This is a genomic window from Haloferax sulfurifontis (assembly GCF_014635105.1).
Classification (GTDB): Archaea; Halobacteriota; Halobacteria; order Halobacteriales; family Haloferacaceae; genus Haloferax; species Haloferax denitrificans.
Window position 1 is genome coordinate 503,292 of the sequence record NZ_BMCI01000003.1, and the last position, 11,857, is coordinate 515,148.

At 67.3% G+C, this 11,857-nt stretch carries 12 protein-coding genes; 6 read left to right on the forward strand and 6 right to left on the reverse strand.

What is annotated here, in order from left to right:
• Positions 1-20 precede the first annotated feature (20 nt).
• The 3 genes from IEV64_RS10895 to IEV64_RS10905 all read left to right on the forward strand — a co-directional run bounded on the left by IEV64_RS10895 (position 21) and on the right by IEV64_RS10905 (position 2,568).
• Positions 21-530, forward strand: a complete 510-nt coding sequence (locus IEV64_RS10895; protein WP_007273509.1) for a chemotaxis protein CheD — start codon at positions 21-23, stop codon at positions 528-530.
• Positions 531-834: 304 nt separating this feature from the next.
• Entirely contained in the window at positions 835-1,377 is a 543-nt protein-coding gene (locus tag IEV64_RS10900) for a FlaD/FlaE family flagellar protein (RefSeq protein ID WP_007273508.1), read from the forward strand.
• A gap of 102 nt (positions 1,378-1,479) precedes the next feature.
• The gene (locus tag IEV64_RS10905) at positions 1,480-2,568 is read left to right on the forward strand and encodes an actin-like salactin (RefSeq protein ID WP_188423865.1); all 1,089 of its coding nucleotides are present in this window, start codon (positions 1,480-1,482) and stop codon (positions 2,566-2,568) included.
• A gap of 97 nt (positions 2,569-2,665) precedes the next feature.
• On the opposite strand, the gene IEV64_RS10910 is transcribed toward IEV64_RS10905, so the two are convergent.
• On the reverse strand, positions 2,666-4,792 hold the full coding sequence (locus tag IEV64_RS10910) for a histidine kinase N-terminal 7TM domain-containing protein (protein WP_188423866.1): 2,127 nt from the start codon (positions 4,790-4,792) through the stop codon (positions 2,666-2,668).
• A gap of 321 nt (positions 4,793-5,113) precedes the next feature.
• On the opposite strand from IEV64_RS10910, the gene IEV64_RS10915 reads away from it, so the two are divergent.
• On the forward strand, positions 5,114-5,569 hold the full coding sequence (locus IEV64_RS10915) for a FlaD/FlaE family flagellar protein (protein ID WP_004970812.1): 456 nt from the start codon (positions 5,114-5,116) through the stop codon (positions 5,567-5,569).
• 24 nt (positions 5,570-5,593) lie between these two features.
• Here IEV64_RS10915 and IEV64_RS10920 read toward each other — a convergent pair whose 3' ends face one another.
• Complete coding sequence (locus IEV64_RS10920; RefSeq protein ID WP_007273505.1) at positions 5,594-6,736, reverse strand: acyl-CoA dehydrogenase family protein; 1,143 nt, start codon at positions 6,734-6,736, stop codon at positions 5,594-5,596.
• Positions 6,737-6,889: 153 nt separating this feature from the next.
• Here IEV64_RS10920 and IEV64_RS10925 point away from each other — a divergent pair, with 153 nt between their 5' ends.
• Positions 6,890-7,327, forward strand: coding sequence for a universal stress protein (locus IEV64_RS10925; protein ID WP_007273504.1), 438 nt, complete (start codon positions 6,890-6,892; stop codon positions 7,325-7,327).
• A 39-nt stretch (positions 7,328-7,366) separates the two neighbouring features.
• Positions 7,367-8,164, forward strand: a complete 798-nt coding sequence (locus tag IEV64_RS10930) for an RIO1 family regulatory kinase/ATPase domain-containing protein (protein WP_007273503.1) — start codon at positions 7,367-7,369, stop codon at positions 8,162-8,164.
• A gap of 57 nt (positions 8,165-8,221) precedes the next feature.
• Here the strand turns inward: IEV64_RS10930 and IEV64_RS10935 are convergent, their stop codons facing one another.
• Genes IEV64_RS10935 through IEV64_RS10950 form a run of 4 tightly spaced genes read right to left on the reverse strand, consistent with a single transcriptional unit; the run spans position 8,222 to position 11,821 of the window.
• Positions 8,222-8,959 carry an ABC transporter ATP-binding protein gene (locus tag IEV64_RS10935; protein WP_007273502.1) on the reverse strand — a complete coding sequence of 246 codons (738 nt, stop codon included), beginning with the start codon at positions 8,957-8,959 and terminating at the stop codon, positions 8,222-8,224.
• Entirely contained in the window at positions 8,956-9,762 is an 807-nt protein-coding gene (locus IEV64_RS10940; RefSeq protein ID WP_007273501.1) for an ABC transporter ATP-binding protein, read from the reverse strand. Before IEV64_RS10940 ends, IEV64_RS10935 begins: the two co-directional genes overlap by 4 nt.
• Complete coding sequence (locus tag IEV64_RS10945; protein ID WP_188423867.1) at positions 9,759-10,883, reverse strand: branched-chain amino acid ABC transporter permease; 1,125 nt, start codon at positions 10,881-10,883, stop codon at positions 9,759-9,761. Before IEV64_RS10945 ends, IEV64_RS10940 begins: the two co-directional genes overlap by 4 nt.
• Positions 10,880-11,821: a branched-chain amino acid ABC transporter permease gene (locus IEV64_RS10950; protein ID WP_004970821.1), complete on the reverse strand. Its 942-nt coding sequence runs from the start codon at positions 11,819-11,821 to the stop codon at positions 10,880-10,882. The genes IEV64_RS10945 and IEV64_RS10950 overlap by 4 nt, the downstream gene beginning before the upstream one ends.
• Positions 11,822-11,857 lie beyond the last annotated feature (36 nt).

Sequence of the window (11,857 nt, forward strand, 5' to 3'; positions counted from 1 at the left end):
CCCCCCGTAGAGGTATCTCAATGCAAGTTTACACAACGGACACGCCCGCGGCCCGCTCCGGTCGGATCAAGGTCGGAATCGCCGATTTCGCCGTCTCCAGCGACGAGAGCACGCTGACGACGAGCGGTCTCGGCTCCTGTATCGGCGTCGCGCTGTACGACCCCGAGACGGGCATCTCGGGTCTCGCACACGCTATGCTCCCGAACGGGGACGACGACAGCGAGCCGGCGAAGTTCGTCGACACCAGCGTCGAACTCCTGCTCGAAGAGATGCGGGCGGTCGGCGCGGACACCGACCGAATCGTCGCCAAAATCGCCGGGGGAAGCACCATGTTCGACTTCACCTCGGCCGACGGCGACGGCAGTATCGGCGACCGAAACGTCGCGGCGACGCGAACGGCGCTCGCCGGGTTCGGTATCGACGTCGTCGCCGAGGACGTCGGCGGCTCCCACGGCCGCTCGTTGGAGCTCGAAAGCGAGACCGGCGACCTCCGCGTGCGGAGCGCGAAAAGCGGCACCCACGTGCTCTGAGCGGGTTTCTCTCTTCTCGACGCGGTTGTGTCGAAACCGTACCCCGCAGGTCGCGTCGAAACCGCGCCTCGCATCCGCGTAGGTGACCGGAGATATTGAGGTGGGCGAGGACGACGGATTTCGACCTCCGAGACAGTGCGGTATCACTGTTGATAATGGCTCGAATAGATTTATGTCGCCTCCTTCGAATGCTTTCACCGAAACGGTACGACAACGCGTGTGACACACCGGACAGCGCCCTGCGCTCTCCGCCGCCCGGAGTCAGGGGGACTCGGGGGTCGTGCCGTCTTGAACGAGGTGACCTATGTACTTGGACCCGGACGAATACGACCCAGACGAACTCCGACGTATCGCGCGTGACGCTCCACGGCCCAGACGGAACGGCGACGGCCGATTCGACGATAGATTCGACGATAGCCGGTACGACGACGGTCGGTTCGACGACCGGGGACCGTTCCGGTTCGACAACCCGCTTTTCGACCGGAGCCGACAGGAGGCGTCCGAGGCGCTCCGGTCGAGCCAGCTCGAACACCTGCTGGTCCACCAGTCCCGCGGGGAGGAAGACGGCGTCGAAAAGCCGTATCTCCGCTCGCTACCGGACAAGTACGGCGCGGAGCGCGTCGTCTTCGACTGGCTGGAGTTCCTCGTCCTCAAAGGCGGGTTCAAGCGGGCGATGGACGCCCTCCGGTACTACCAGACGGTCGACTGGGTCACGCCAGGCGTCGAGGAGACGCTCCGTGACTACCTCCTCGGCTTCTCCGCCGACGTCGACGAACCGACCGACCTCGACGTCGACGACCACCTGCTGAGCCTGGTCTACGTCGCCCGTCTCTCCTCGATGGTGTGACGCCGACCGCCGGGTCTCGAACACGGTCTCTCCTTGCGACAACCGAGTGAATTCCATGACTGCGCGAACCACCCCGCCGAGTCCGAATCGAGTTGATACCGTATGACGAACGACGCGGCCGCGGCCAACCGCGCCGGCGCGACGCGCGAGTCCGCCGAGCGCGACGTGCCGAGGGCCATCGGCGTCAAGTTCGGGAGTTGCCGGACGGCGCTCGTCTTCGACGACTGCGACGCGGAGACGACGGTTTGCCTCCCCTCGTGTCTGGCCGATGACGACGACGGCGACGGCGCGCTCATCGGCGACGGGAGCGGCCCCAACGGCGAAAGAGCGGCCGGGCGGTCTCCCGAACGAGGCGAGTTCATGCTCCGGTCGGGCGTGCCCGCGACCGCCCGCGACGCCGAGCGGTTCGAGCGGTTCGTCCGCGAACTCTGCGAGCGACACGACCTCCCCGCGGAGAGCGCCGTCGTGTACGCGATGCCGACTGTCGACGACCGAGTCGGCCTCGCGAACTTCGGGACCGCGGTCGGCGAGTGCGGTCTCGGTGCGGCGCTCACGCGCGGGGTCCCCGAATCGCTGTGCGCGTCGATTCCGCCGCTCGGCGACGGTATCGAGGCGGTCGACGAGGTCTTCGTCGCCGTCAACCTCGGTGCAAGGAACCTCGAAGCGTGCGCGTACCGACACGGAACGCGGCTACTCCCGTTCGTCTCCGCAGAGGTGTCCGGCGACCGCGTCGACCGGCGCATCGCCGAGGCGGTCGAAGCCGAGACCGACGGGCGAGTGACTATCGACCCCGCAACCGCCCGCGAGTACAAGGAAATTCACGCCGACTTCGGCGGGTTCGAACCCTTCACCGACGCGGTCGAACAGGGGAGCGAAGGCGTCCACGAGTTCACCGTCGAACGGGGTGTGATGGAACCGCTGGACGACTACCTCGACGACGCGGTCGCCGAGCTCGGCGACTTCTTCTCGCGGTTGGCGAACTCGCACATGAAGACCTATCAGCTCGCTCGCGCCCGCCCGCTCGTCGTCTCCGGCGGGATGGCGTGCATCCCCGGGCTGGTCGGAGAGCTCGAATCTCGTCTCGCCGCGGAACTCGACCGCCCCGTCGACGTGGTCGCTCCCGACGACCCGACGACCGCCGCGGCCGAGGGCGCACACAGACTCGCGGTGCGACTCCGGGACGCGGCCTGAACGCTCGGTGCTCTGGGCGTCTCGTTCTCTCGGCCTCGGTTCCCGTTTTCCTCGTTCGTACGCCGGCTCCGCGTTACTGAGTGACTCCGCCTGCCAATCAATCCGTCTCTGACCCGCTCGTCACCGTGCCGCCGTCGCTGACGGAGACCGCTCGGTCGGCGCTCCGGAGGCCGACGACTGCGACGGTCCCCCGTGGCTCGTTTTCAGCGAACCGGAGCCGGCCGTTCGAGCGGTCGATTATCCACTGGACCAGCCAGAGGCCGAGCCCGCTTATGTGCTGGAGCGGCGTCTCGGTCCCCGATTCGAGAACGGACAGTTCGGCGTCGGGGACGCCCGGTCCGTTGTCGGCGATTCGAATCTCGACGTAGTCGGTCGAGGTCTGACTCCGCTCGACGGTGACCGCGACCTCCGGGATGACGCGGTCGTTGTGTTCGAGCGCGTTGTCGATGAGGTGCTTGAGCGCCGACTCGATGAGGTCGTCCGCGGAGACCCACATCTCGTCGGGGAGGTTCCGATGGACGATGGCCTCGGGGTAGTCGGACTCGACGTCGTCCAACTGCGTCTCGATGCGCTCGACCACCTCGACGGGTTCGAGGCCGGACGACTCGCGGGTGAGCGTCGTGTCGATGTGCCGGGTCTGCTCGCCGAGTTCGACCAGCGACGACGCCTTCCGCTTTATCGTCCGGGCGTGGTCTTTCGACTCGGCGGGGATGCGTTCGTCGAGGAGGAGGTCGGCGTGGCCGAGGATGACGTTCATATCGTTTCTGAGGTCGTGCCGAAGGACGCGGTTCAACACCCGGAGGCGCTGTTCGTAGCGGTGCCGACTCGTCACGTCCCGGGAGTTCAACACGACGCCGCCGACGGCGGGGTCGTCGAGGAGGTTCACGCCCACCGTCTCGAACCGCCGCCACGTGCCGTTCTTGTGGCGGATTCTGAACTCCGCGAGCACGGGCGAGTCGCCGGTGACGACTTCGTCGAGAGAGTCGGCGACTCGGTCTCTGTCCTTGGGGTGGACGAGGTCGAGCACCGACTCGCCGACGAGCGCCTCGGTCCGATAGCCGAGCACCTCCGTCATCGAGGGGCTCGTGTAGGTCCGCTCGCCGTCCGCGTCGAGGACGGTGATGACGTCCCGCGAGTTCTCGATGAGCGCGCGGAACTCCTCTTCGGTGCGGCGGCGCTCCGTCACGTCGTAGAAGAGGAGCAAACGCGCCCGGTCGCGCGTCCGGTCGCCGAGAGATTCGGCGCGGACCTCGAAATACCGACAGCTGTCGCCGTCCTCGACGACCGCCTCGGCTCTGTCGCGGCCCTCCAGCACCGTCCGGACCTCGGCCGGGACGCGGACGCTTTCGAGGACGGACTCGCCGATGCAGTCGGCGACCGGTTGCGCCAGCAGTTCCGAGGCGGCACCGTTCGATTCGACGATTCGGTCCTGTTCGTCGAGGACGACGACCGCGTCGCGCATCTCCGAGAGAATCGCGTCGCGGGCGATGGGCGTGATGTCGAACAGCTGGTGTCTGAAGAGCGCCCAGAGCACGACGACCGAGCTGACGCCGATCGAGACGGGGACGGGGTTGATTCGGAACGGGAAGAAGAACTCGCCGCCGAGCGCGGCGAGCGGAATCGCGCCGGCGACGAAGAGAAACCCGGCCTGTCGCCGGTGGATGTTCGAACTCTTCAGGTAGGTCCGCGCGATGACACTCACGCCGGTGATGGCGACACCGAACCCGTACACGGCGTGTGCGGCGAGAACGAGGTCCGGACCGAACGGACCGAGGAAGTCCGCGCCGGAGACGGCGAATCGGTTCGGTTTCGCGGCCCGCCAGAGGTCGAGCGGCGACCCGAGCAGTCCGTGGGAAGCGTTCGTCAACTTGAGGGCGATAGCGACGGCGGGTTCGACGGCCAGAAAGCCGAGCATCTGCGAGGAGAGCAGTTGGTCCTCGCCGGCATAGACGAGCGTGAAGACGAGCCATATCGTGGGGAGCACGGCCGCGCCGACCCACGCCAACTGCGCGTAGAACAGCTCGCTTGTCGGCGTCACCGCGAGGAAGACGAAGCCGTACGCGGTCGCCCAGATGCTCCCGGAGAGCGTCAAGAGCGCGAAGGGGAGACGGACGCGCCGGGAGTAGAGCCGGAACCGACCGAGAACGACGAGCGTCACGGCACCCGCGAGGATGCCCGCGGCGAACAGCGCGTACGCGTGCGGGGACTGCCCGACGCTGGTCATGAGTAGGTCGTGGCTCGCATCTGTGACTCTCTTGGAACTGTTCTTTCCGATGAGTGTCACATCGGATCGATATCAAACGTGTAGCTGGTTCGGAACTTAAGCAGTTCGCTCTGTCTATCAACGATGATACCGGCACGATTCCCGTCGATGCGGCCCTACACGCCCCAGTCGCGTGCTGTATTTCCATCGTCTACTCGCCCCGTCAGCCGGTTATCAATCGACCAGTTCGGACGACTCCATCGGCTCGCCTGACCACGGACCTGTCACGCGTCGGACGTACGCCCGAACGCTTAATTCGGCTGGACGCACACGCAGGGATAGATGCCGCGCGAGTCACGTCACCCCGCCGACGCCGACGACCCGACCGGGTCGAGGCCCCGCCGCGGGACCGGCGACCGAACGTTCGACTGGGCGGACCCGCCGACGAACCGGACGTGGCGCGACGTGGCCCACGAGCGCCTCCTCGCGACGACCGCGGCGGTCACCTCGGACGGCGAACCGTTCCTCGACGACGTTCCGCGGACGCCGCGGGCCGAGCGCGTGCTCCTCGACTGGTGTGTCCACCTCGTCGAGCGACTCGGCGGGCGCGGCGCGCTGGAGATGGTGTCGTACTACCGCGACATCGGCTGGATCGGCGACGGGGCCCACGACGCGATTCGCGAGCGCGTCGTCTCGTTTACGGTTCCCGCGGACTTCGAAGACGCGCCGACCGAAGAAGACCACGTCCGCAGTTTCTCGTACGTCGCCCGGCTGTCGGCGATGGCCGAGTCGGACTGAGCCTCAGCCCACTCCGAGCGCCCCTCAGAGGCCGAGTTCGCGGCCGATGATGAGGTGTTGAATCTCACTCGTCCCCTCGCCGATTTCCATGAGTTTCGCGTCGCGGTAGAACCGCTGTGGGGCGAAGTCGGTCGTGTAACCGTAGCCGCCGAGCACCTGCACCGCGTCTTCGGCGACCTCGCGGGCGGCCTCCGAGGCGTCGAGTTTCGCCAGCGCGGACTCCCGACTGACCCGCTCGCCGGCGTCGTACCGCGTCGCGGCCTTGTGGGTGAGCAGTCGCGCCCGCTCGGTCTTGCGGTGCATCGAGACGAGCTTGTCGCGGATGGCGTCGAACTTCGCAATCGGCCGGTCGAACTGCTCGCGCTCTCGGGCGTACGATTTGGCGTGGCCGTACGCGCCCTCGGCGAGGCCGACCGAGAGCGCCGCGATGGAGATGCGGCCGCCGTCGAGCGTCTTCATCGTCTGCGTCCAGCCCTCGCCTTCCTCGCCGAGCAGGCGGTCTTCCGGCACCCAGCAGTCGTCGAAGGAGAGCTCGCAGGTCGGCGAGGAGTTGAGTCCCATCTTGTCCCACTCGGTCGTCACCTCGAAGCCGTCGTCGTTCTCGGGGTCGACGATGAACGTCGAGATACCGTCGTAGCCCGCGCCGGGGTCCGTCACGGCCTTCACGAGAATCGAGCCGGCGACGCTCGCGTTCGTGATGAACTGCTTCGTGCCGTCGATGACGTAGCCGTCGCCGTCCTTTCTCGCGACCGTGTCCATGTCGCTGGCGTCGCTTCCCGAGCCGGGTTCGGTGAGCGCCCACCCGCCGAGGTGCTCGCCGGTCGCCAACGGCGTGAGCCAGCGTTCCTTCTGCTCGTCGGTGCCGAACAGCTCGATCGGCTTCGACCCGAGGCTGACGTGGGCGGCGTACGACAGGCCGATACCGCCCGAGACGCGGCCGAGTTCCTCCACGACGAGGGCGTACATCAACTGGTCGCCGCCGAGGCCGCCGTACGCCTCGTCGATGGGGACGCCCATGACGTCCAACTCGGCCAACTGGTCGAATATCTCCGCGGGGAACCGGTGTTCGTCCTCGATGTCCTGCGCGATGGGCGCGATTTCCTCCTCGCAGAACTCGCGGACGGTGTCCCGAATCATCCGGTGTTCGGCCGGGATGTCGAAGTCCATGCGGCAAACTATCGCCGTGCCGAACATAAACCAATCGAACGACCATGAAGGATGTGCGTCGCGGGGGGCGAAAGCGGCGGCCCGCTCCGGGACGCTCCCACCGCGTGGGAATGGCCGGCCGGGTCTTTTTGCGCCGCGCTCCGAGACGCTCGTATGTACTCTCACATCCTCTTTCCGACCGACGGAAGCGACTGCGCGGACGCCGCCTTGGACCACGCGCTCGAACACGCCCGAACCTACGACGCGACGCTCGTGGCGCTCTACGTCGCGGACGTGCGCGAGGTCGGCTACGCCGCGCCCGCGCTCTCGCTCGAACGGGTCCGCGAGGCGCTCCTCGAAAGCGGCGAACAGGTGTTAGGCCGCGTCGCCGAGCGGGCCCGCGAGGCCGACGTCGAGGTCGAGACAGTCGTCACCGAGGGCACGCCCGCGAGCGAGATTATCCGCCACGCCGACGAGCAGGAGGCCGACCTCGTGGTGATGGGGACACACGGCCGGAGCGGCATCGACCGCTACCTCATCGGGAGCGTCGCCGAGCGGGTCGTCCGCGGCTCCGACGCGCCCGTGTTGACAGTCCGACAGGAATCGTCGTAGGCCCACGAGGTTAAGCCGCCCCTCGTCTTACGGGGGTGCATGGACCTCCGTCGGCTCGTCCGCGGCCGCCTCGGGTGGCCGCGTCTGGAGACGGTCGCCCGCGAACTCGCCCGGCGATACGACCGCGACACCCTCCACATCCGATTTCTCGAGGCGGACAACTGGCTTTCGACCCCGATGGTCGTCGACGACGAGTGGTTCGTGAAAGTCATCTCCAAACAGAACTCGCTCGTCCACGCCGTGTTCACGACCGGGCGGAACCTCGGCGCGTTCTCCAGCGGGACGGAGGGATTTTTCGGACATTTCGGAACGCCGCTGGAGATGGCCGAACACGAACTCGACGCGACGAAGCGACTCCGCGACATCGGCCTGCAAGCGCCCGCGCCGGTCGAGGCGTTCGAGGTGGACGGCCTCGGCGTCCTCGTCCTCGAATACCTGCCGAACTTCCACACCCTCGACACCGCCCCGCGGGAGGAGGTTTCGCGGCTCGCGCCCGAGCTGTTCGCGGCGCTCGCGGAGATGCACGACAACCACCTCGCTCACGGCGACCTCAGAGCCGAGAACGTCCTCGTCCGCGAGGACGGCATCTACTTCATCGACGCGACGAACGTCAACGACGAGGGGATGCGCGACGCTCGCGCGTACGACCTCGCCTGCGGGCTGGCCGCGCTCGAACCGCTCGTCGGTCCCAAGCGCGCGGTCGCCGCGGCGCTCGACGCCTACGACGCGGACGCGCTGTTGGACGCCGTCGACTTCCTCGACTTCGTCAACATCCGGCCCGACCACGACTTCGACGCCGCGTCGCTCAAAGGCGAGATAGAAAAGCACGCGGCGTAGTCGTCGGGCCCCGCGAAAACAGAACGAAAAACGCCGGGATGCGGGGCACGAACCGCGCTACTCGCCCTCGACGCCCTCGTAGTCCGCGCCGCCCATGTAGAGCCGCGAGACTTCGGGGTCGTCGAGGAGGCCGGCCGCGTCGCCCTCGTAGGCGACGGTCCCCTGGTCGAGGACGTAGCCGCGGTCGGAGATTCCGAGCCCCTCGCGGGCGTTCTGCTCGACCATCAGGACCGCCGTCCCGAGTTCGTTCACCTTCTTCACGTCCTCGAACACCGACTGGACGATGTTGGGCGCGAGGCCCGCAGAGGGCTCGTCGATGAGGAGCACCTCGGGCTCCATCACGAGCGCGCGGGCGAACGCGAGCACCTGCCGCTGGCCGCCAGAGAGCGTCCGCGCCTTCGCCGAGCGCTTCTCGTCGAGAATCGTGAACTGGTCGTACAGCTCGTCGATTCGGGCCTGCAGGCCCTCGGAGCGGGCGACCCCGCCCATCTTGAGGTTCTCGTCGATGGTAAGCGACGAAAAGACGTTGTCCACCTGCGGGACGTAGCCCATCCCGACGCGGACGAGGTCCTCTGGCTCCTCGCCGGTGATGTCCTGCCCACTCAGTTCGACCGAGCCGGTCCACGGCTTGAGGAGGCCGAACACCGTCTTGAGGACGGTCGACTTCCCCGCGCCGTTCGGCCCGATGATGCAGACGATTTCGTCAGATTCGAGGTGGAGCGTCAGGTCGCGGAGGACCTGCACCTCGCCGTAGCCGCTGTCGACGCCGGCGACGTCGAGTGCGCGGTTGGTCACGGGCCGGCCCCCCCGAGATACGCCTCGATGACGCGGTCGTCAGAGCGGACTTCGTCCGGCGAGCCCTCCATGAGCACCTTCCCTTGGTCGAGAACGATGATGGGGTCTGCGAGGTCCATGATAAACGGCATGTCGTGTTCGATGATGAGGAAGGTCTGGCCCTCCTCGTTGAGTTCGCGGATGAACCGCTTGATGTCGTTTGCGAGCGTCGGATTGACGCCGGCGACCGGCTCGTCCAGGAGCAGGATGTCGGGGTCCGTCGTGAACGCCCGCGCCAGCTCGACGAGCTTCATCTGCCCGCCGGAGAGGTCGGTCGACGGCTGGTCGATGAGGTGCCCGATTTCGAACCGTTCGAGCAACTCGCGCGTCTGTTCGATGTTCGCCCGCTCCTCTTCGGTCACGTCTGAGCCGGAGAAGAAAAGCGAGAAGATGGACTCGCCTTTCTGCGGCCCGGGCCCGACGAGCATCGCCTCGCGGACGGACATCCCCTCCAGCCGCCGGGGCGTCTGGAAGGTCCGAACGAGTCCCTTTCGGGCGCGCTCGTGCGGTTCGAGGTCGGTCACCTCCTCGCCGTTGACGGTGACGTGGCCGGCGTCGTTGTCGTAGAAGCCGGAGATGAGGTTGAACAGCGTGGACTTCCCCGCGCCGTTCGGCCCTATCATTCCGGTGATGGTCCCGCGGTCGACCTCGATGGAGACGCCGTCGGTGGCGACGAGGCCGCCGAACGCCTTCTCCAAGCCAGTCGTCTTCAGGACGACGTCGTCCTTGTCGAGGCGCGCGCCCTCGTACGCGTCGTCGTTCATCGGTCGTCACCCCCGTTCGAGGCGGTGCTGCCGTCCGGGGCGGCACCCGACGGTGACGCGCCGCCGGAACGACTGCCGTCGCGCGCCGCCGGCCAGATGAGTTCGTCCTTCGGGGGAAGGAGTCCGTCCTGCCGGAAGCGCATGATGAGGATGATGAGCCCGCCGACGAACAGCAGTCGAAGCGGGGCCAAGTCGATGCCGAGCGTCTGGATGAACCCGATGTCGTTGAGGAATCGGGTCCCCTCGCGGATGGCGATGACGACGGCCGCGCCGACGACCGCCCCGCGGTTCGACCCGGTCCCACCGAGGATGACGGCGATCCAGATGTAGAACGTCGTCAGGGGGACGAGGTCCGAGGGGTCGATGTAGAGGTTCAAGTGGGCGTAGAACGCCCCGGCGACGGCCATGATGACCGAGCCGATGACGAACGCCTGCATCTTGAACCGGTAGGTGTCCTTCCCGAGCGCCTTCGCGAGGTCCTCGTCGGACCGGATGGTCCGGAGGACACGCCCCCACGGCGACCGGTGGACGCGCCGGAGGAACAGGTAGACGACAGCGATGAGGACGACCACGATTGCGGCCGTCGTCGCGGCGTCGGTCAGCGGCAACCACGACATGAGGTTCGGGATGCCGCTGATACCGCTCGACCCGGCGGTCCACTGGCGCTCGTTGAGGATGATGGCGCGGATGACCTCGGCCAGCCCGAGGCTGGCGATGGCGAGGTAGTCCTCGCGCAGGCGGAGCGTCGGGATGCCGATGAGCACCGCGATGAACGCGCTCACGACGATTGCCGCGAGGAACCCGAACACCGGGTGGAGTCCGAGTCCGAGCGGGGAGTTCGGCGCGGTCAACAGCGCGGCGCAGTACGCCCCGATACCCCAGAACGCGGCCACGGAGAAGTTGATGAGGCCGGCGTAGCCCCACTGGACGTTGAGTCCGAGCGACAGCAGGGCGTACATCCCGACGAGCGCGATTTGGAACAGGAGGAACCGCGGCCCGATGACGCCGGCGAAGACGCCGGCGACGAGCAACACGGTGATGAGTCCGAGCACCGCGAAGATGCGCCGCTCGGTCGCGTCGCGGACGAGCGTCTCGCTCACCCAAGAGGAGACGGCGCTCATCCGCTATCACCCGCGATTCCGCTCGGGCGAACGAGCAGGATGGCGACCATGATGACGAACGCGACGGCCGCGGCGTACCGCGAGCCGACCGGGATGACGCCCCACTGGTTGAAAAGCGGGACCAGCTCGTGGACCATCCCGATGACGAGACCGCCGAGCATCGCGCCGTAGACGGAGCCGATGCCGCCGAGGATGACCGCGGCGAAGACGATGAGTAGGATGTCGAAGCCCATCCGCGGGCGGACGAGTTCTTCCAGTCCGAGGAAGACGCCGCCGGCCGCGGCGAGCGCGCCGCCGATGAGCCACATCGCGATGATGACCTCGCTGGTCCGAATCCCGCTGATACGCGCGAGGTCCGCGTTGTCGGCGGTCGCGCGCATCTTCCGGCCGAGGGTCGTCCGCGTCAGCGTCAGGTGGAGCGCCGCCACGAGCACGACGGTGAGCGTCACGACGACGAGGTTGCGCGGCGTGACGGCGATGCCGAGCGACTCGCGGACCCACGGAATCGGTCCCTGTCTGGGGACGCCGTAGCGCTCGGCCTCGGTGCCGAACGACAGGAAGACGAGCGCGCGATAGACGAGTGCGACCCCGATACTGGAGATGAGCAGGCCGATGGAGTCGGACCCCTTCACCGGTTGGTAGATGACGCGGTCGGTGATGACGGAGATGACCGCCGCCGTTCCCATGCCGAACGCGAGGGCGAGGAAGAACCAAAGCGGCAGGCCGAACACGCCCGCGTCGCCCAGCATCGGTCGGAAGAAGCCGACCGAGAACAGCGCGGAGAACGCCCCGACGGTCATGAGGTCGCCGTGGGCGAAGTTCGCGAAGTCCGCGATGCTGTAGACGAGCGACAGTCCGATGGCCGCGAGGACGATGATGCTCGAAAACACCACGCCGTTTGCGACGTACTGGAAGGGGCTGATCTGGAGCGGTATCACGGCTCCGGAACCCTCCCGAGGGTCGTTCGTCGTCCG